Source organism: Synechococcus sp. CC9311, assembly GCF_000014585.1.
Classification (GTDB): domain Bacteria; phylum Cyanobacteriota; class Cyanobacteriia; order PCC-6307; family Cyanobiaceae; genus Synechococcus_C.
Map to the genome: position 1 here is coordinate 1,281,719 of NC_008319.1, position 19,591 is coordinate 1,301,309.

Genomic DNA, 19,591 nt, shown 5'->3' on the forward strand with positions numbered 1-19,591 from the left:
GACACGCTATGAAAAAAATAACATTCATTCAAAAGGTCGTAGTTTCGTTGTTAATTTTGATCATTTCATTGTCTGGTATTAGCTTTTATCGCGCTCAGGTGATTGAATCAGTATCTATATTGATGCCTGCCCCATTTGCAGATTCCACTCAAGAGCTGGTTAAACAATTTAATCGTGAAAATCGTGGAAAAATACGGCTGAAGGTAATTCGAGGTCCATTAGCAACAGATGCAATGTCTGATTTAGCAATCAGTAGCTTGCTTTTAGGTAGCACTCCATTTGATGGTTTGCTTATGGATGTTACATGGCTACCTAAATATGCGGAGGCGGGTTGGTTGGAGCCACTTGAGTCATTTTTTGATGACGTTGATGTGTCTTTACTCGCACCTGGGGCACGTGAGGGGAACAACTTTAACAATCACTTATACCGTTGGCCACTTGTGGCTGATATGGGCTTGCTCTATTGGAGGACTGATTTAATGGATCTTCCCCCAAAGACTCCAGAAGAACTGGTTTCAATTAGTAAGACTCTACAGAAAGAAAATAGAGTGGATTGGGGATACGTATGGCAAGGACGACAATATGAAGGTCTGAGTTGTGTTTATCTAGAAATGATCGAAGGATTTGGTGGATATTGGTTAAACACCAGTAACAATCATATTGGCTTGGACCAGGTACCTGGTGTTGAAGCAGCCTCTTGGTTGAAATCGTTAATTACAGAGGGTGTTAGCCCTCAGGCTGTTACCAACTTTGCAGAACAAGAGGCTTTGCAAAGTTTCAGAGCAGGGGATTCAGCTTTTATGCGAAATTGGCCCTATGCCTGGGCTGATTTACAAAAAGCAGATAGCTCAGTTAAGGGGAATGTAGGGGTGACGACTATGGTCGCTAAGCCTGGCTTTTCGACAGCTACATTAGGAAGCTGGGGACTTACAGTCATGAAGAACTCTAATCATATTGACTCAACAATTAAGGCAATACGCTTTCTAACGAACGAAGATTCACAAAAATTTCTCTTCCTTGATTATGGATATACTCCAACGATGAATAGTGTTATTGATGACACAGATCTATTCTTGCAAGCACCAATTATACGCGAGCTTGGTCTTGCTTTAAATGTAACTAAGCCAAGACCTGAGACCCCACTCTATGCCCAAATAAGCGATGTTCTACAACGACAGCTAAGTACTGTAATAACAACCCAACAGCTCCCTAAAGCCGGAATGATTCGTGCCACTGATAACACTGAACAGATTTTAATTTCTGCAGGAGTTGAACCATGATTGGGCTGTTATTAATACCATCGTTTCTTTTGCTTATTGTCGTTTTTGTTGTACCGTTAATTCGCTATTCATGGTTAAGTTTCCATGCTGATTCTGTCGTCACAGGATTAATAGCTATACCTAATAACGGAGCAAATTGGTTCAGATTAGCTCAAGATGAAAGGTATTGGCAGGCCCTAAGCCAGACATTTCGATTCTCTGGAGTATCGGTTAGCTTAGAATTACTTCTGGCGTTGATCATTGCACTTCTTCTAGATCAACGTTGGCGAGGACGTGATGTAGTTCGTGCCATAGCTCTTATTCCATGGGCTTTGCCGACAACAGTTATGGCGCTTGGTTGGCGATGGATTTTTAATACACCCTTTGGCCCAATAGATCACTTTACAAATTTACTCGGCCTTGGATCACTGAATATTCTTGGTGAGCCCAGCATGGCTTGGTTGGCAACAGTATTAGCCGATGTCTGGAAAACAACTCCCTTCGCTGCACTGATTCTCGTTGCAGGTCTTCAATCAATTCCTTCTGATCTTTATGAGGCAATTGAGCTTGAAGGTGCTAACTCAATGACTTGTCTAAGGCGCATCACACTTCCTTTGCTACGTCCCTATATTCTGTTGGCAATGTTGTTTCGATTGGCACAAGCTTTTGGTGTATTTGATTTGATTCAGGTCTTAACAGGTGGAGGTCCGGCTGGTAGCACTGAGAGCATTGCTTTATATGCTTATTTGAATGCTCTTAGATTTTTGGATTTTGGATATAGTTCTACGATTATAATTAGTAGCTTTATTGTAATCTGCTTCGTTTGCTTAGTTGCTTGGTTTTTTGTCAAGTTTTTCTTTCCGCAGCAGTCTTTTGTTAGACCTGGAGCCTAATCATGAATAAACGATATTTAATAGCATTGCTTTTAATCTGGTCTCTAGGGCCATTGCTTTGGCAAATTTATACTTCATTCAGCACAGACCAAGCTCTTGTTCAACCTTTTGCACCTATTGGTCAACGCTGGACATTAATTCATTATCGAAGTGTACTAACTGCCAATCCTCCTTTTTGGCTTTATTTGTTTAACAGTCTCATTGTTGGATTTGTTTCTACTGTTCTTTGTCTCATCTTAGCAATACCTGCATCTTATGCACTAAATCTAATCCCAAAAAGATTGGCTTGGTTTAGTCGACTATCTCTAGCCGGTGCTGCTTTATTTCCTTATGTATTGCTATTTTTAGCACTATTGGAGATTGCTCGAGATTTTAATTTAGGCAATAATTTATTGGCGTTAAGCATTCCTTACGCAGCACTTTCCCAGCCTCTAGCCATCCTTTTGCTTAGTAGTGCTTTTGATAATATTCCCAATGAATTAGAGGATGCAGCAAGACTTGAAGGTCTTGGCCTTTGGCAGCGTCTTCGTTGGGTTCTAATTCCACTAATTGCACCCGCAACTGCTAGTACTGCAATATTAGTATTTCTATTTTGTTGGAATGAGTATCCGATTGCATTAACCTGGATCAGTGACACTAATAAATTGACATTGCCTGTAGCCATGGCAAGAATTGCTGGCTCATCAGTTTTTGCTATCCCTTTTGGTGCGTATGCTGCAGCAACTGTTCTTGGTTCAATCCCCTTGGTGCTGCTTGTGTTGATTTTTCAAAAACCAATTGTGTCTGGTCTAACTAGCGGAGCTGTAAAGGGATGACTCTTCAAATTCAAGATTTAGGACGCCGTGTTGGCCAACAATGGATTGTTAGGCATTTAAATCTTCAAGTTAATGACGGAGAATGTGTTGCATTAGTGGGTCCTTCTGGCTGTGGCAAGAGTAGTACTCTGAGGCTAATTGCCGGCCTTGATCAAGTTTCTGAAGGTGAGATTATTCTCAATCAGACGAGCGTTACGCATGCCAAAGCGGCTCAGAGAGCTGTTGGAATGGTTTTTCAAAGCTATGCCTTGCTTCCTCATTTGAGTGTATTTGCAAATTTGGAACTTGGTCTTCGCGTACGCGGAGTTCCTCCTTTAGAGCGCAAACAGCGGATTCAAGCCATGCTTGATCTTGTTCAACTGCAAGACCGTGCAAATGTGTTGCCGGCACAGTTATCTGGAGGTCAAAGACAAAGGGTGGCATTGGCTAGAGCTTTGCTGCGTGATCCTGACGTGTACTTGCTCGATGAGCCCATGAGCAATTTAGATGCCCAACTTCGTGAAGAGTTACGGCCAGAACTTCGTCGTCTTGTGCTGGATCGGAATAAACCAGTCATCCATGTGACTCATGACCAGCACGAGGCGATGGCGATGGCTGACCGTATTGCTGTTTTGCATTCTGGCCATATCCAACAGGTTGCAACTCCTGCTGAGCTCTATCATCGTCCCGAAACTTTGTTTATTGCCAAGTTTATTGGTAGACCTCAGATTAATTGTCTGAGACCCAATAATGGTGTTATTTGTGCTATTCGTCCTGAGTCTCTCTTCTTTGTCAAGGATGGAATTCCTTGCAAATTAATGTCTCGCGAATGGCTTGGTAGTTCTCAGCTTCTTTACCTTGATTCCCCTCAAGGCCCCTTGAGATTATCTTGTTCCACCACTGTAGACATTCCTGAGTCTCTCCATGTTTCATGGAATCCTTCTGATGAGCATCATTTTGATGCAGCAAGTGGAAATCGCCTTCACTAATCCGTTCGTTTGCTGATTGGTTTTTGTTTAAATTTTTAGCTATGTCTTTTCTTGTCAGTACAGTTCTTTAATTCAACTTCTCTAGGTTCGATCTGAGTGCTCGCTCATGTTCGTAGGATTGTTCACGAATGTTTTGAAGGTGTAGCTTTGATGGAGGATGTGACATGCACTCACTCCAACTTGCTAACATTATTTCCAGTCTTGGTAATTTTGCCAAATCAAACCATGGAACATCTGCAGTTTTTGCTGCTGCTTCTACTTTTGGGTCATAGCTGAGTGCTGTAGAAGGGCATTGACTGACTATTGCAAGAATGAGTGCATGTAATCGCATTGCAATAACTAGACTTGCTTCTTTAAAGACGCTCTGAGAATGCTCTATACTTTCTGCGAGAACAGTCGTTGATCTTACGGCGAGCCTGTCTGGTACCAATCCCTTTTCATTCAATGTATGTAGCAGGTTGGAATCTTGATTGGTATGAAATGCGAACCAAGTTACTTGCTTGCCAGTTTTTTTACTGAGTTGATCAACGCCTTGTAGTAACACTGACCAATCGCTAGTTGTTAACAAGTTGGTTGGGCGCCAACACAACACAATATTTCCTCCTCCTTGATGCTCACTCATTTGATGAGTCCAGACTGGATCCGGAGCTACTAACATCGATGTTTTAATTCCCAGTCGCTTGGCTAGTTGCATTGATGCAGTATCTCTCCAGGTAATAGACGTCGCACCATTCAGCACCAGGCCCACGAGATATCGGCTCCACGCATGCCTAAGTGGGCCGAGTCCCTGTCCCCATAACAGCACCGGTTTGCGCTTCACTTGCGCTACCACGATCAAAACAATGTAATAAATAAGGCTTCGAAAACTTGTGCTGTCTTGGAGCAGGCTCCCACCTCCAAGTACCACCGCCTGCACCTGCTTGATGCTCTTTAGGACAGTCTTCAACGACCTCCTGTTCACCACCAATGCACCTGGAACAATCATTTGAACTGCTGCTTTGTCATTGGCCGTTATCAGGGGTTGCCATCCTTGAGGCAACTGTTTGTTCAACACCTCAAGAAGGGCGTCATCTCCCAGGTTGTGTTCTCCGTAATAGCCACAAAGGAGAATCCGCCTCGGCGATGAAGACGAAGCCAGGCCAGACATTCAGAGCACCAAGGGTCCATTCATTATCCGCGCTTAGGGCGCGTACGTTGGTGAAACGCTCGGTTGTGAAGCATGCATGCTCTTTCGCTTGGCACATGGTGGATCCATGTGGCGTCTGTTTTTGAGTGGTTGTTGGCGATGGTCTTGATCGCTCAGCACGGTTCGAAACGTTCTCAAACGAGCATGATCTGGCTCTCTGCAGCCATGATTCCTGCCTTGATCAGTGCCATGGCTGCCTGCACTTGGCACTTGTATGACAACACCGAGAGCCTTCGTTGGCTCGTGACTCTGCAAGCCAGTACCACCCTGCTTGGAAATGTCACGTTGGCCATTGCTGCTTGGAATTTGCAACGCGACGCCATGGTGAAGGGATGACCTCAACCTTTGATCCAGCGCCCCTCTTTGCCCTCTCGTTGCTTCCCTATTTGGTGTTTCTGTTTCACCTTGGCCGAAGCAGGCAACTGCCAAAATTGACCGTTCTTGGGTTTCAGCTCACACTCTTGTTTGTCGCTGTCACAATTGCTGCCGCGGTGTTTGCTCTCGTTCGATACGACGCTGAATTGGTAGCTGTGGATTGGCTTCACGGAGGTGCTGAAGCTTTTCTTACCTTGAGCAATGCCTGCATTGTTGCCGGGCTGCTTCGATCAAAGCCGCAAGAGCCAGTGAATAACTCTTACGAGGAGGAGATCTTGGGGCGTTGAAATCGGAAGATGAGGTGTCGCTCGTTGCTTTGCATGTTTACTCCTCTTCTGGCTGTAGCTCCAGCCACTCTTTCCTGGTCACCCAAGGTTGCCCTCGTGATGGTGGTCTGCAACATCATTGCCATCGGGATTGGCAAAGCCACGATTAAGCATCAAGACGTGGGTCTCAAATTGCCTGGCGCTAATTTCTTTGGCGGTATGAGTCACGGCAGCATGCTCGCCACCACGAGCCTGGGGCACATCATTGGATTTGGTGCGATTCAGGGACTCGCAGCCAGAGGCGTTCTTTAAATTTCCCTCGATGCATGATTTCAGCTGATGCTGCATTGCTGCATCAGCTGATTCAAGCTCAACCAGCTGATGAAACTTCAGCTGGTGCTTTCTCCTCGAGTGTGAGGGATCCAGATGTTGACAGCAGAAAATGCTGCTTGATTCGCACTGCCATTTGATCCGGCGTCAACCCCAGGGCTTCAAAACTTTGCTGGGGAGTTGCGTGATCCACCAGCCGATCAGGAATGCCAATGCGAAGCATGGGAATCGCTAACCCTTTCTCCTGGAGCGATTCAAGAACAGCTGAGCCGAAGCCGCCAGCTAAAGCTCCCTCTTCCATCGTGACAATCTTGCCGATTTGCTTCGCCATGGGATGAATGAGTGCTTCATCCAGCGGCCGTAAATATCGGGCATTTATTACAGCAACCTCTACGCCAACTGCTGCTAAACATTTCGCCGTAGCCATTGCCTTCGGCACCATGGCTCCATAAGCAACGATTAAGACATCATTTCCTTCGCGTACAACTTCACCACAGCCAATGGGGAGTGCCTCCCAGCCTTCCTCCATCAATGGCACACCTTCACCAGGGCCGCGAGGAATTCTCAGAGCTGTGGGTCCATCATGGTTGAGGCAAGTCACCAGCATTCTTTGAAGCTCCGCCTCATCTTTGGGTGCCATCACGGTGAAATTGGGAATCGCACGCATGTAGCTGATGTCGTATTGCCCTTGGTGGGTTGGGCCATCAGCTCCGACAATTCCTGCCCGATCCAAAACAAAAGTCACTGGCAGTTTTTGAATCCCTACATCGTGGATGAGCTGATCAAAGGCTCTCTGTAAAAACGTGCTGTAGATCGCCACCACAGGTCTAAGTCCATCGCAGGCCATGCCAGCAGACAGGGTGACGGCATGCTGCTCAGCAATGCCAACGTCGATGTATTGGTCTGGAAGTGCTTTTTGCAGGATATCCAGACCAGTACCAGTCGCCATGGCGGCTGTAATCCCAACAACTTTTGGATTCTGTTCGCAGAGTTTGACAAGGGTTTGTCCAAATACCTTGCTGTAGCTCGGTGGTTTTGGCGTTTTGCTAGGCCTCGCTTTACCTGTACTGAGGTTGAAAGCTGACTGTGCGTGGTAACCGACTTGATCTGCTTCTGCGTAGGGATACCCCTTTCCTTTTTTTGTAACAACATGAACCATCACAGGACCACCCACGCGATGAGCGGATTGGAAGGTTCGAGTCATTTCAGCAATGTCATGGCCGTCGATCGGACCCATGTAGGTGAATCCAAGTTCTTCAAAGACGGCACCAACTTTGGGAACAGCGAGGCGGCGCATGCTCTCCTTAAGACGATTCAGCTCTGGTGGTATTTCGCCCCCCATGAAGGGGAGATTGCGCACGCTTTCCTCAACGCTTCCAGATAAAAATTGAAGAGGCGGGCTCAATCGCATCCGGTTGAGATAGGTCGACAGAGCACCAACTGGTGGAGAAATCGACATGTCGTTGTCGTTTAAAACAACGAGAAGTGGAGTGGATGGCAGATGACCGGCATGGTTGATCGCCTCTAAGGCCATGCCACCGGTAAGGGCCCCATCACCAATCACTGCAACGCATTTGTAATCAAGACCTTGCCGATCACGAGCTATTGCCATCCCCAAAGCTGCCGAGATGGATGTGCTGGCGTGCCCTGCACCGAAATGATCAAAACGACTTTCCGTTCTCTTGAGATATCCGGCAACTCCTCCCTGCTGACGCAGGGAGTCGAAGCTTCCATAGCGTCCAGTAATCAATTTGTGTGGATAGGCCTGATGACCCACGTCCCAGACCACCTTGTCTCGATCAAGATCAAGCGTTTGGTACAGGGCCAGAGTTAATTCAACGACGCCTAATCCAGGCCCGAGATGGCCGCCACTATTGGACACCACTTCCAAATGGCGTTCACGAATTTGCTTGGCAACAGCCTCAAGCTGCGTCTCTGACAGCCCGTGCAGCTGATTGGGATGGGTTAATTCGCTCAGATGCATACCCATCCCCAGACCGATTCAGTCAATCTACGGGCCCCACCGACCCTTCGCGATCTTGAGTGGTTGTCAGACTGCAGTGATGGATCATTATTTGCCGAGGATCCTGCGCGCCCGTGTCTATGACGTGGCCCGGGAAACCCCTTTAGAACTGGCCAACAATTTGAGCCGAAGGCTGAACAACAGCGTTTTGTTGAAACGGGAAGATCTTCAACCCGTTTTTTCTTTCAAACTGCGTGGTGCCTACAACCGCATGGCTCAACTCTCAGAGGCTGAGCTGAAACTCGGGGTCATCGCATCTAGTGCTGGAAATCATGCCCAAGGTGTGGCCCTCAGCGCCTCCCATCTCGGCTGTAGAGCTGTGATCGTGATGCCAGTCACAACCCCTGGCGTGAAAGTTGACGCTGTGCGCCAGCTTGGAGCAGAGGTGGTGCTTCATGGTGAGACCTACGACGAGGCCTACGCCGAAGCAAGGTCACGCAGCGAAGCGGAGCAACTTTGCTTTATCCATCCATTTGACGATCCTGAAGTGATCGCTGGACAGGGCACAGTGGGCATGGAAATCCTGCGCCAGTGCCATCAGCCACCCGACGCGATTTACGTGGCCGTTGGCGGTGGTGGTTTGATCGGCGGAATCGCCGTTTACGTGAAGAGTCTCTGGCCTGACGTTCAAATCATTGGCGTTGAACCCCACGATGCTGCCGCGATGACCTTGTCCTTAGAGGCAGGTGAGCGCATCCGTTTGCCGCAGGTTGGGCTGTTTGCGGACGGAGTGGCTGTGCGTGAGGTAGGTGAGCACACTTTTGAACTAGCCCAAAAGTATGTCGATGACATCGTGACCGTTAGTACCGATGAAATCTGTGCAGCCATAAAAGATGTTTTTGAAGACACCCGTTCGATTCTTGAACCGGCAGGTGCCCTTGCGATTGCAGGCCTCAAAGCTGATGTGAGCCGAAGGTCGCTCCAGAATCAAAATCTTGTAGCTGTGGCCTGTGGCGCCAACATCAATTTCGCGCGTCTGCGCTTCGTTGCTGAACGTGCCGAGCTGGGTGAAGAACGCGAAGCGATGCTCGCTGTAGAGATTCCAGAACGTCCGGGGAGTCTTCGCTCCCTCTGTGAATTACTTGCAGACCGCAGCCTTACTGAATTTTCTTATCGAATGGGGGCTGGTGATCAGGCTCACATCTTTATGGGTGTTCAGGTGAGCGGGCCCGACGACAGAGCAACATTGATTGGCCATCTCAAGACGCATGGATATGCGTGTCTTGATCTGAGTGACGATGAACTTTCCAAGGTGCATCTCCGGCACATGGTTGGTGGTCGGCTACCTGAGAGTTCGATCGCTAGCAATGTTCAGGAGCTTCTGTATCGGTTCGAATTTCCAGAGCGTCCAGGTGCCTTAATGCGCTTCGTCACGGCCTTGCATCGCGACTGGAGCATCAGCATTTTCCACTACAGAAATCATGGCGCCGATGTGGGTCGGATTGTGGTGGGTGTTCTTGTAAGTACGGATGATCTAAAAGAATGGCAATCCTTCCTGCGCGAACTTGGGTACAGCAGCTGGGAGGAGACAAGTAATCCCGCCTACCAACTATTTCTTGGTGGATGATGAATGAATGGCTAAAACCTGCACCAGCGTTACGTTGTAAGCGGTTCAAAAGGGGAGGTAATGGCACAAGGATTGGAGCCAAGCAATTTGTCGGAGTTCAAACTCTCTCTTCCAGCTCGCTTGGAGGCCATCCTCTACCTGAAAGGAAAAGCACTCTCCACTTCGGAACTGGCCGAGCTGGCGAACGCCAGTGAAAAAGAAGCTGAGCAGGGCTTGCTCGCATTGGTCGCTGGATACGCCCAAAGGGATACGGCCTTGGAAATTTGTGAAAACAGTGGTCGCTACAGCCTTCAGCTTCGGGCTGGACTTGGCGAACTGGTGCGTAATCTTTTGCCGGTCAATCTCTCCACAGCAACGCTCAGAACGCTTGCCACGATTGCTCTGAAACGTCGAATCCTTCAGTCAGAGCTCGTTGAATTACGGGGCTCAGGCGCTTACGACCACATCAAAGAGCTGCTTAGTCAGAACTTCATTGAACGCAAACGCCAAAGCGAGGGGCGTTCTTATTGGCTCAGCCTTTCTGAAAAGTTTCACCGCACATTTTCTGTGCTTCCTGATGGAGGGATCTCAGAACCAGATCAGGGTGCATAAAGTTCATTCATTACTCACGCTTGAGAAGCAACGATGGATTTGAGTTTTGTTTCCACCTTTCTGCAGATCATTGCCCAGACCCTGCAGATTTATTCCTTTGTCCTGATCGTCCGAGTCCTGCTCACCTGGTTCCCCAATGTGGATATGGGAAACCCTGTGCTCAGCACAGTGAGTTCGATCACTGACCCTTATCTCAATGCCTTTCGCGGCCTGATCCCCCCACTAGGTGGCCTTGATCTATCAGCCATTCTCGCGTTTATTGCCCTGAGCTTGATGCAGCAGCTCCTGGTATCAGCCAGCTATGCGTTTGCTGGTGGATTTGCCAACTACGGCTAAGGGAGACAACGGCCAAGGATCTCAGCGGTGATCTCCGCTTCCTTTCAATTGCCCACGAGCTGATCGGTCTCGCAGTTTCTGGAGGTTTTGGTTGGCCACATCCTCCAGGTCATAGCCCAGTTCGCTGGAGAGTTGAGCCACGTACCAGAGCACATCACCAAGCTCCAGGGCAATCTCAGCTCGCACTTCATCATCAAAGAGTCCGGCTCGATCGCGCAGCACCTTCTTCACTTTGTCTGCGACTTCCCCCGCCTCACCACTCAAGCCCAGAGTTGGATAGATGGGATTGTTGCCAGCATCTGGGTAAAGAGCCGTCTGCCTTGCAGCGGCCTGATAGGCATTCAGGTCCATACGAATCATGTTGAAGGGAGTCATCATCCAACAAGTTTTCGTGTCCAAAAGGGCAAGACGGTAGATTCCGCAAGCTTCAAGACCTGTGGATGGCCCAGATCGATCTAACCCGTAGAACCAAGATCGTGGCCACCATCGGGCCCGCAACGGAAAGTCCTGAACGGATCCGTGAACTCATCCAAGCCGGAGCGACCACGTTTCGACTGAATTTCTCCCATGGAGATCACAGCGAGCATGCTGAAAGAATCGCCACGATTCGGCAGGTGGCCCACGAATTGGGAGCCCACATCGGCATTCTTCAGGATTTACAGGGTCCGAAGATCCGCTTAGGCCGCTTCGAAGAAGGTCCGATCACGCTCGCCAAAGGTGATCAATTCGCACTCACGGCTAAGCAGGTGCGATGCAACCAGACGGTTGCAACTGTCACCTACGACAAGCTGGCCGAAGAAGTGACTGCTGGCAGTCGCATCCTTCTTGATGACGGCCGCGTCGAGATGAAAGTTGAGCGTGTGGATGGAGTCGATCAGACCCTTCACTGCTCGGTCACGGTTCCTGGCGTGCTGTCCAATAACAAGGGGGTGAATTTCCCCGATGTGCAGCTCTCTGTGAGAGCGCTCACCACAAAAGATCGTCAAGATCTGGCTTTTGGTCTTCAGCAGGGTGTGGACTGGGTAGCGCTGAGCTTCGTGCGCAATCCCTCTGACATGCAGGAGATCAGAGAACTGATTCGGAAGCACGGATACAGCACTCCCGTCGTTGCAAAAATCGAAAAGTTCGAGGCGATCGATCAAATCGACGCGATTTTGCCGCTTTGTGATGGCGTGATGGTGGCACGAGGTGATCTGGGGGTGGAAATGCCTGCAGAAGAAGTCCCTCTTCTTCAAAAAGATCTGATCCACAAAGCCAACAGCCTTGGGATTCCGATCATCACGGCGACCCAGATGCTCGATTCCATGGCCTCGAGCCCTAGGCCTACTCGTGCTGAGGTCAGTGACGTTGCCAACGCCATCCTTGATGGCACTGATGCGGTCATGCTGTCCAACGAGACCGCTGTTGGTGACTTTCCTGTTGAGGCTGTTGAAACGATGGCCACGATCGCCAGACGGATCGAGCGGGATTACCCACAACGGCCAATTGACACCCATCTGCCGAGCACGATCCCGAATGCGATTAGTGGGGCCGTGAGCAGCATTGCTCGGCAACTCAACGCAGCGGCAATCCTGCCGTTAACAAAAAGCGGTGCTACCGCCCATAACGTCAGTAAGTTCCGGCCGTCCACTCCGATACTTGCGATTACCAGCGAGGTCAACGTGGCGCGCAAGCTTCAGTTGGTTTGGGGTGTGACACCACTGCTAATAGAAACTCAGAAGAGCACCACCGCCACCTTCACGTTGGCAATGGCTTACGCCCAAGAGATCGGTGTGGTCAAAGACGGTGATCTTTGCGTGCAAACGGCAGGAACGCTCGCTGGAATTAGTGGTTCTACTGACCTGATCAAAGTCGGGATCGTGAGTGCTGTGCTCGGCCGAGGTACGGGCTTTGGCAGTGGCTCAGTCAGTGGAAAGGTTCGAATTGCGATTTCGGCTAGTGATTGCGCCCGACTTGAACCAGGAGACATTCTTGTGGCTCGGGATACGTCAGCCGACTACCTCGACGGAATTCGCGACGCTGCTGCCGTTATCACAGAACAACCAGGGGAGGATTCACACGCTGCTGTCATCGCCAAACGCTTGGGTGTTCCCGTGATTACTGGGGTAGTCAATGCCACACAGGATCTCAGAGAAGGCGAAGTTGTGACCTTGCATGTGAAAGATGGTGTGGTTCATCGGGGAACCGGCAGCAACTTGGCGATGAAATTAGACACCATGCTCTGAGTTTGGTCCCAATAGGACATGGCCAGCAAGCTGCCTCTCGCCGACACCGTCGGCATGGCTCTCAGCACACTTAAGGCGAATCGGTTACGCAGTTTGCTCACGATGCTGGGCATCGTGATTGGAAATGCCTCAGTCATCACGCTGGTTGGTGTAGGTCGAGGTGCCCAAAATTTGGCGGAGGACCAGCTCAGCAGTCTTGGTGCCAACGTTTTGTTTGTGGTTCCTGGAAGCAATGACACACGAAGGCAAGGGGTTGCATTTCCGCGCACCTTGGTTCTGGACGATGCCACTGCCATTGCGGCACAAGTGCCAAGTGTGAAACGTGTTGCTCCACAAATCTCTGCGAATGAAGTGGTTCAGGCTGGAGCGAGGAGTACAAGCGCCTCGATTTCAGGTGTCACGCCGGCCTTTTTACCCGTGCGAAGTTTTGAGGTTGCCCGTGGTCGATTCATCAGTTCTGAGGATGAACAGAGTGCGAAGACCGTTGTGGTGATTGGTCCAGATCTTCGGGACAAGCTCTTCCCATCAGGTGCAGCAGTTGGGCAAAGTATCCGGATCAGAGACCAACGTTTCAATGTGATTGGCGTGATGGAGCCCAAAGGAGCGGTCTTTGGTTCAAACCAAGATGAAAACGCCTATATCCCACTCACAACAATGGTGAGCCGTCTCACTGGCCGGGATCCAACCTATGGAGTGAGTCTCAGCTTTATCAGTGTTGAAGCTAAGGATGAGCAAAGCACCGGGCCAGCCAAGTTTCAGATCACCAACTTGCTGAGACAACGGCATCGCATTTTGCGGAAGGACGATTTTGCCGTCAGATCCCAGAAAGATGCCCTCACCATCGTGGGAACGATTACAGGCGGCCTAACGCTGATGCTTGGTGCGATTGGAGGCGTTTCGCTGCTCGTAGGAGGCATCGGAATCATGAACATCATGTTGGTATCAGTGAGTGAACGCACGGAAGAAATCGGCTTACGCAAGGCATTGGGTGCACGTAGTTCCGATGTTCTTCGACAGTTTTTGGTTGAAAGTCTTGTTTTGGCGAGCATCGGTGGAGTCATTGGAACTGCCGTTGGGCTGGGCACTGTGACAGCGGTTGCCTTCTTTTCGCCCTTACCGGCAGCGATTGGCGCCTCCACAATTTTGGTCACGGTGGGGCTGTCTGGATCTATCGGTCTGTTTTTCGGAGTTGTACCTGCCAGGCGTGCAGCGATGCTCGATCCGATCGTTGCATTAAGAAGCCTCTAAATCACCTTGCCCACAAACAGCGGTTTAGGTAAGGAAACTCTTACAGTCTTGAGACTCACGATGAATCCATGAATCAACGCTGGCGTCAGATAGCCCTTTGGATTCTTCCCATAGGCGTCGCGTTGCTGCTGATTTGGCAGCTTGTTGGAAGCGGAGCTCTCAATAACCTTCGTAGTAGTAATGCCCCCCCTAGCGCTGGCACAACCGTTGCTCCACGCAACGCTGCAGTTGCTCGAATGAGCTACGGCCGATTCTTGGATTACGTGGCAGCGGGTCGTGTCACGGCAGTAGATATCTATGACGGTGGCCGTAACGCGGTTGTAGAAGCTGTTGATCCTGATCTTGATAATCGTGTTCAAAGACTTCGTGTTGACCTCCCTGGCTTGGCTCCTGAGCTGATCAACACCCTTAAAGATGAGGGCATCAGTTTCGACATTCATCCACCAAAAACAGCTCCCCCTGCCCTTGGAATTCTTGGAAATCTTCTGTTCCCTCTACTGCTGATCGGATCATTGATCTTTTTGGCTCGTCGGTCTAATTCGATGCCGGGTGGTCCTGGACAAGCCATGCAATTCGGTAAGACCAAAGCACGTTTTGCAGTAGAAGCCGATACCGGTGTCAAATTTGATGATGTTGCCGGTGTTAGTGAAGCCAAGCAAGATCTGGAAGAAGTTGTCACCTTTTTGAAGCAGCCAGAGCGCTTTACTTCCGTTGGCGCTCAAATTCCCAAGGGTGTTTTGCTAGTAGGCCCCCCAGGAACAGGCAAAACCCTTCTGGCTAAAGCCATTGCTGGAGAAGCTGGTGTTCCTTTCTTCTCCCTTTCTGGTTCTGAATTCGTTGAAATGTTTGTGGGTGTTGGAGCTAGCCGTGTCCGAGATTTGTTCAAACGTGCCAAGGAAAATAGTCCTTGTTTGATTTTTATCGATGAAATTGATGCTGTAGGGCGTCAACGTGGCGCAGGGATTGGTGGTGGAAATGATGAGCGTGAACAAACGCTCAATCAGTTGCTCACCGAAATGGATGGTTTTGAAGGAAACAGTGGAATCATTATTCTTGCAGCGACTAACAGGCCTGACGTTCTTGACTCCGCTCTGATGCGGCCAGGTCGTTTTGATCGTCAAGTCACCGTTGATGCTCCTGATATCAAAGGGCGTCTTTCAATCCTTGAAGTTCACTCCAGAAATAAAAAGCTTGACGAACAGCTCACACTTGACAGCATTGCGAGAAGAACCCCTGGCTTTACAGGTGCAGATCTTGCCAATCTATTGAACGAAGCGGCGATCCTTACAGCACGACGTCGCAAGGAGAGTATCGGAATTTCAGAAATCGATGATGCCGTGGATCGCATCATTGCTGGTATGGAAGGTCATCCCCTCACTGATGGGCGAAGCAAGCGATTAATTGCTTATCACGAGGTTGGTCATGCCTTAGTTGGCACCCTCGTCAAAGATCATGATCCGGTTCAAAAGGTCACGTTGATTCCACGTGGACAGGCTCAGGGCTTGACCTGGTTCTCACCTGACGAAGAGCAGATGCTCGTCTCTCGTGCCCAACTGAAAGCTCGAATTATGGGTGCCTTGGGTGGTCGCGCTGCCGAGGATGTTGTCTTCGGTCATTCCGAAGTCACAACTGGTGCTGGTGGTGACATCCAAATGGTGGCCTCGATGGCCCGTCAGATGGTGACACAATTTGGTATGAGCCAATTGGGTCCAATGGCTCTTGAGGGCGGCAGCCAGGAAGTTTTCCTTGGACGCGATTTGATGACGCGTAGCGATGTTTCCGATGCCATCTCCAAACAGATTGATGAGCAAGTCAGATTGATCGTGATGAAGTGCTACGAGGAAACCGTTGCACTCGTTGGTCAACATCGCCAAGCCATGGACAAATTGGTAGAGCAATTGATTGAGCAGGAAACGATGGACGGTGATGAGTTCCGTGTTGTCGTTGCTGAATTTGCTGAAATCCCTGAGAAGGAGCGTTTCTCTCCCCTGTTGGCTTAAAACAAAAAGACCAAGCTTCTTACACAGCCTGGTCTTCAATCAAATTCAAATAATCAAAAAAAAGACCCTTTGAAAAGGGTCTTTTTTTATACCGAACGGACAGGGCTTTTATCGATGACATTGTCGATTAAGCCATACTCCATAGCCTGCTGTGGAGACATGAAAAAATCCCGGTCAGTGTCGGCTTGGATTTTATCTAGAGGTTGTCCAGTGCGATCAGCCAATTCATGATTCAAACGATCCTTGAGGAACAAAATTTCGTCGGCTTGGATTCGAATATCACTGGCCTGACCACTTGCTCCACCCAGGGGTTGATGAATCATGATCCGAGAATGCTGCAAACTGCTGCGCTTACCTTTCGCGCCAGCACAGAGCAGGAATGCGCCCATGCTTGCGGCAAGGCCCACACAGACGGTATGAACATCCGGCTTGATGTGCTGCATGGTGTCAAAGATCCCAAGCCCGTCGTATACAGAGCCACCTGGAGAATTCACATATAGGAAGATCTCTTTTTCGGGATCTTCCGCTTCCAGAAAAAGAAGCTGAGCAACGATTCGATTGGCAGAATCGCTGGTGACCGGCTCACCCAAGAAAATGATTCGCTCCCTTAAGAGACGAGAATAAATATCAAAAGCCCTTTCACCTCGTCCTGATTCCTCGATCACGATCGGGATCATGTTGCATAGCATCAGTTAGAACAATCCTAACGGCGGCAGCAGCGGCGCTATGGTCTTGATTCAAAGTTGGGTGGATGGACCTTGACGGATCAACGGACGATCGCTGACAGCAAGCGCGCCTTCCATAAATCTTTTCCTTACGTGATTCCGTCTCTCTACAGGAGAACGGCTGACGAGCTGTTGGTTGAACTGCATCTTCTCAGTCATCAACAGCATTTCAAGAGCGACGCTTTGTTTGCTGTTGGATTGCGTCAAGTTTTTATGGCGTTCACTCAGGGCTACAAGCCTGAAACACACCTCGATGAGCTCTATGCGGCCATTTGCACATGCAATGGGTTTGAACCGGAAGCTTTGAAACAGCTCGCCGAGGGATCAACCTCAGCTGTTTCAGGACACACAATCAATGAAGTGCGTGAATGGCTTTCCAATCGCGGGGCTGGGGCTCCTGAGCCTTTGGCGTCTGGCATCTCAAGTGTTGGCGGAGAGTCATTTCACTACTCGCGACTGATGGCTGTGGGCTTGTTGAGCCTGCTCTCATCCGCTCAAGGTGGTGAACCATCCAATCCTGACGAACTCAAAAAACTCGCCCATGAAATTGGTGAGCAACTCGGATTGTCCAAGCCTCGCCTGGACAAGGACCTCAGCCTGTACACATCCAATCTTGAAAAGATGGCTCAGGCTGTGGAACTGATTGAAGAAACCTTGGCAGCAGAACGTCGCAAACGGGATCGTCAGGCGGCTGATTCTCAACCCGGAGATTCAAAAACACCTGAAGCTCAATCTGAGTCTCCAGATGATTTAGCTGCGGAAGAGAGCACTAATTGACCCTTGATCTCCCACCAAGCTTGTTGGCCTGAATCCTTCAGGTTGATCGAAGCCATCGCCGGTTTGATTTGAAGGTGTAGGGAATCGGCCTGCTTCAGAAGTGCAGGCCACGATCCATTCATCAGACCAAGCGACACGAGTTTTCGAGGACGTGCATTCAGCTTCAGCGCTGCAAATGATGACGCTGGGAGCACTTGATAAAACGGTTTTGTGTCAGGAAGAGTGGCTAGTCCTGCACTCAGGAGAGTGGGCTTCTGGGGTTGTTGCAACCAACGCCACCCACCCACAATCTTGTTTTGATCATCACGCTTATCCTTCCAAATCACGACATCAGCTTTTTTTGATTTGTCTTCAGCTGGAGTAGAGCGTTGATAGCCACGCTCCTCTAAGCGGCTGCTCACCCGATTAAGGACTGATGTCCAAGCGGCTGCACCACCAGGCAACGGTGCCTGAAATTGAAGCCCAGCTCTGTAGGCCCCTTTGGCTTGCTTTTGGAGTCGCAGAGAAAACGGTGAGAGTGCAAGCCTCGATCGAATCGATTGATTCAGTCCGTACTGAGATTCCAAGGGCTCTTGGATGATTTGACGACTCAACAGTGTGCCGAGTATCAAATCAACACGAGCTCCATGAACTTCTAAAAGGCTGTCCTGATCAAAGTTTGCTGGCTTTTGATGATCAGATACTGAAAATTCCCAGCCACGTTTGGGTTGTGATGCGGCAAGAGCTAGAGAGCGATTACCAACGTATCCGCCCCAATGAAGAGTATTTCCATTGAGACGCAGTGCAAGACACCCATGACTTCCTTGTTGAAGCAACGGAGCTGTTGTTCCGCTAATTGCTGCGAGTGCATCACTCGTCCAAAACACTGCTGGAGCGTTAGCAAGACGCTGCATACAACGTCTTTGAAGGGATGTTGGTTGAGCAGGACGTTCGGAGTGACGCTGAAGTCTTTGAATGAGTTGTTGACGATGCAGCTCATCGGAGCCGAGCAAGGTCAATCCCAAAACCTGGTGTTTGCGGAGATTTTTGGTGTCAGCGGCAAGAAGTTGATCGGGAAGAATCAAATAGGCGTCACCATCTTCTGACCAACCCTGCCACCAAATCGATCGCCCCTGCCGTTTCCATAAGTTGCCAGCTCGAACCAGACCGAGACGTTGGTTCCAAAGCTTGGGTGCTGGGCGATTCGAATCTCCATAAAAAGACTGAATCAAGCTGAATGCCCCTGAGACGCGACTTAGCGATGCAGGGGTTCCATCGTCTTGATGCAATGGATGATTAAGAGTGACCCCGATCAGACCGCCCAATAAAACAGTGCCTAAACCCAGCGTCGTGACAGGAAGGGACTGAACGAGAGATCGGTAGGTGGAGATCTTAAGGAGTGAATCAACTGCGGTCACGAGAACGCCTGCGACGACGATCTTTCCACTCGATGGTGGAGAGGTAAACGACTACTACGCTGACAAAGACCAAAAGAACCGCAGCGGTCATCGCCAATCCCTGACTGACGATGGGAGCTTGCAGTGCTTCGTTCACTTTAGAAATTCAGGGTGCCATCACCGTTGCGGCCCCAGACCACCATCGCAATCGAGAAACTGAAGACAGCAGCAAGGGATGCCCAGGCAATCGTGAACAGCATTGAAATAACGCTTGAATGCTGAGAGTTTACCTAGGTTCCCCTCCGGAACTGACTGGTTGATTCATTACTTCTTATGACCATGGCAACTCCTGGAACCGCGAGCGTCCTTCAGCCGGAACGCACAACCCTGCGTTACCCAAATGCCAGAGTCATCGTTCTCAACGATGACGTGAATACGTTTGAACACGTCGTTGAGTGTTTATGCAAAATCATTCCTGGGATGAATAGCGATAAGGCTTGGACCCTTGCCCATCAAATCGATGGAGAAGGTGCTGCAGAAGTGTGGGCAGGCCCCCTAGAGCCCGCAGAGCTCTACCACCAACAACTCAGTAGCGAGGGACTCACGATGGCTCCGTTGGAACGCAATTAAC

Annotated in this window: 22 protein-coding genes; 15 read left to right on the forward strand and 7 right to left on the reverse strand. The window is 49.7% G+C overall.

From position 1 onward, the window contains the following. The first annotated feature begins 8 nt into the window (after window positions 1-8). From SYNC_RS06520 to SYNC_RS06535, 4 genes are read left to right on the forward strand one after another with little or no spacing between them, the layout of a single operon-like run. Entirely contained in the window at window positions 9-1,280 is a 1,272-nt protein-coding gene (locus SYNC_RS06520; RefSeq protein WP_041426523.1) for an ABC transporter substrate-binding protein, read from the forward strand. Then, a complete protein-coding gene (locus tag SYNC_RS06525; RefSeq protein WP_011619326.1) occupies window positions 1,277-2,152 on the forward strand; it encodes a carbohydrate ABC transporter permease in 876 nt (291 codons plus the stop codon). Before SYNC_RS06520 ends, SYNC_RS06525 begins: the two co-directional genes overlap by 4 nt. A 2-nt stretch (window positions 2,153-2,154) precedes the next feature. Beyond that, entirely contained in the window at window positions 2,155-2,967 is an 813-nt protein-coding gene (locus tag SYNC_RS06530; RefSeq protein ID WP_011619327.1) for a carbohydrate ABC transporter permease, read from the forward strand. Continuing rightward, a complete protein-coding gene (locus SYNC_RS06535; protein WP_011619328.1) occupies window positions 2,964-3,935 on the forward strand; it encodes an ABC transporter ATP-binding protein in 972 nt (323 codons plus the stop codon). Before SYNC_RS06530 ends, SYNC_RS06535 begins: the two co-directional genes overlap by 4 nt. Window positions 3,936-4,002: 67 nt before the next feature. On the opposite strand, the gene csaB is transcribed toward SYNC_RS06535, so the two are convergent. Then, the gene (csaB, locus tag SYNC_RS06540) at window positions 4,003-5,082 is read right to left on the reverse strand and encodes a polysaccharide pyruvyl transferase CsaB (protein WP_011619329.1); all 1,080 of its coding nucleotides are present in this window, start codon (window positions 5,080-5,082) and stop codon (window positions 4,003-4,005) included. Between the two features lie 72 nt (window positions 5,083-5,154). Here csaB and SYNC_RS06545 point away from each other — a divergent pair, with 72 nt between their 5' ends. Genes SYNC_RS06545 through psaK form a run of 3 tightly spaced genes read left to right on the forward strand, consistent with a single transcriptional unit; the run spans window position 5,155 to window position 6,074 of the window. Next, window positions 5,155-5,457 carry a DUF2499 domain-containing protein gene (locus SYNC_RS06545; RefSeq protein WP_011619330.1) on the forward strand — a complete coding sequence of 101 codons (303 nt, stop codon included), beginning with the start codon at window positions 5,155-5,157 and terminating at the stop codon, window positions 5,455-5,457. After that, on the forward strand, window positions 5,454-5,783 hold the full coding sequence (locus SYNC_RS06550; protein ID WP_011619331.1) for a DUF3593 domain-containing protein: 330 nt from the start codon (window positions 5,454-5,456) through the stop codon (window positions 5,781-5,783). Before SYNC_RS06545 ends, SYNC_RS06550 begins: the two co-directional genes overlap by 4 nt. Before the next feature lie 33 nt (window positions 5,784-5,816). Continuing rightward, complete coding sequence (psaK, locus tag SYNC_RS06555; protein WP_041426524.1) at window positions 5,817-6,074, forward strand: photosystem I reaction center subunit PsaK; 258 nt, start codon at window positions 5,817-5,819, stop codon at window positions 6,072-6,074. 58 nt (window positions 6,075-6,132) lie between these two features. On the opposite strand, the gene dxs is transcribed toward psaK, so the two are convergent. Next, window positions 6,133-8,076 carry a 1-deoxy-D-xylulose-5-phosphate synthase gene (gene dxs, locus SYNC_RS06560; protein ID WP_011619333.1) on the reverse strand — a complete coding sequence of 648 codons (1,944 nt, stop codon included), beginning with the start codon at window positions 8,074-8,076 and terminating at the stop codon, window positions 6,133-6,135. Window positions 8,077-8,155: 79 nt separating this feature from the next. Between dxs and ilvA the strand changes: the two genes are divergently transcribed. Genes ilvA through SYNC_RS06575 form a run of 3 tightly spaced genes read left to right on the forward strand, consistent with a single transcriptional unit; the run spans window position 8,156 to window position 10,609 of the window. Then, the gene (gene ilvA / locus SYNC_RS06565) at window positions 8,156-9,682 is read left to right on the forward strand and encodes a threonine ammonia-lyase, biosynthetic (protein ID WP_011619334.1); all 1,527 of its coding nucleotides are present in this window, start codon (window positions 8,156-8,158) and stop codon (window positions 9,680-9,682) included. Between the two features lie 60 nt (window positions 9,683-9,742). Next, window positions 9,743-10,273: an SMC-Scp complex subunit ScpB gene (gene scpB / locus SYNC_RS06570; RefSeq protein ID WP_041426525.1), complete on the forward strand. Its 531-nt coding sequence runs from the start codon at window positions 9,743-9,745 to the stop codon at window positions 10,271-10,273. A gap of 33 nt (window positions 10,274-10,306) precedes the next feature. Beyond that, on the forward strand, window positions 10,307-10,609 hold the full coding sequence (locus SYNC_RS06575) for a YggT family protein (RefSeq protein ID WP_011619336.1): 303 nt from the start codon (window positions 10,307-10,309) through the stop codon (window positions 10,607-10,609). Window positions 10,610-10,630: 21 nt separating this feature from the next. Here the strand turns inward: SYNC_RS06575 and SYNC_RS06580 are convergent, their stop codons facing one another. Continuing rightward, entirely contained in the window at window positions 10,631-10,960 is a 330-nt protein-coding gene (locus tag SYNC_RS06580) for a nucleoside triphosphate pyrophosphohydrolase family protein (RefSeq protein ID WP_041426526.1), read from the reverse strand. An 89-nt stretch (window positions 10,961-11,049) separates the two neighbouring features. Here SYNC_RS06580 and pyk point away from each other — a divergent pair, with 89 nt between their 5' ends. The 3 genes from pyk (at window position 11,050) to ftsH (ending at window position 16,082) form a co-directional block, all read left to right on the forward strand. Continuing rightward, the gene (pyk, locus tag SYNC_RS06585) at window positions 11,050-12,834 is read left to right on the forward strand and encodes a pyruvate kinase (protein ID WP_011619338.1); all 1,785 of its coding nucleotides are present in this window, start codon (window positions 11,050-11,052) and stop codon (window positions 12,832-12,834) included. An 18-nt stretch (window positions 12,835-12,852) separates the two neighbouring features. Next, window positions 12,853-14,082, forward strand: a complete 1,230-nt coding sequence (locus SYNC_RS06590; RefSeq protein WP_011619339.1) for an ABC transporter permease — start codon at window positions 12,853-12,855, stop codon at window positions 14,080-14,082. Between the two features lie 68 nt (window positions 14,083-14,150). Next, window positions 14,151-16,082, forward strand: coding sequence for an ATP-dependent zinc metalloprotease FtsH (ftsH, locus tag SYNC_RS06595; RefSeq protein WP_011619340.1), 1,932 nt, complete (start codon window positions 14,151-14,153; stop codon window positions 16,080-16,082). Between the two features lie 86 nt (window positions 16,083-16,168). On the opposite strand, the gene clpP is transcribed toward ftsH, so the two are convergent. Then, window positions 16,169-16,759, reverse strand: coding sequence for an ATP-dependent Clp endopeptidase proteolytic subunit ClpP (gene clpP / locus SYNC_RS06600; protein ID WP_011619341.1), 591 nt, complete (start codon window positions 16,757-16,759; stop codon window positions 16,169-16,171). Window positions 16,760-16,840: 81 nt separating this feature from the next. On the opposite strand from clpP, the gene psb29 reads away from it, so the two are divergent. After that, the gene (gene psb29 / locus SYNC_RS06605) at window positions 16,841-17,584 is read left to right on the forward strand and encodes a photosystem II biogenesis protein Psp29 (protein ID WP_041426987.1); all 744 of its coding nucleotides are present in this window, start codon (window positions 16,841-16,843) and stop codon (window positions 17,582-17,584) included. Here the strand turns inward: psb29 and SYNC_RS06610 are convergent. The 3 genes from SYNC_RS06610 to petN are packed head-to-tail and all read right to left on the reverse strand — an operon-like array spanning window position 17,536 to window position 19,220. After that, the gene (locus SYNC_RS06610) at window positions 17,536-18,981 is read right to left on the reverse strand and encodes a hypothetical protein (protein WP_011619343.1); all 1,446 of its coding nucleotides are present in this window, start codon (window positions 18,979-18,981) and stop codon (window positions 17,536-17,538) included. The genes psb29 and SYNC_RS06610 overlap by 49 nt on opposite strands. Beyond that, a complete protein-coding gene (locus SYNC_RS14670; RefSeq protein ID WP_011619344.1) occupies window positions 18,968-19,117 on the reverse strand; it encodes a hypothetical protein in 150 nt (49 codons plus the stop codon). Before SYNC_RS14670 ends, SYNC_RS06610 begins: the two co-directional genes overlap by 14 nt. Before the next feature lies 1 nt (window position 19,118). After that, window positions 19,119-19,220, reverse strand: coding sequence for a cytochrome b6-f complex subunit PetN (petN, locus tag SYNC_RS06615; RefSeq protein ID WP_011619345.1), 102 nt, complete (start codon window positions 19,218-19,220; stop codon window positions 19,119-19,121). Between the two features lie 73 nt (window positions 19,221-19,293). On the opposite strand from petN, the gene clpS reads away from it, so the two are divergent. Next, entirely contained in the window at window positions 19,294-19,590 is a 297-nt protein-coding gene (clpS, locus tag SYNC_RS06620; protein WP_011619346.1) for an ATP-dependent Clp protease adapter ClpS, read from the forward strand. Window position 19,591 lies beyond the last annotated feature (1 nt).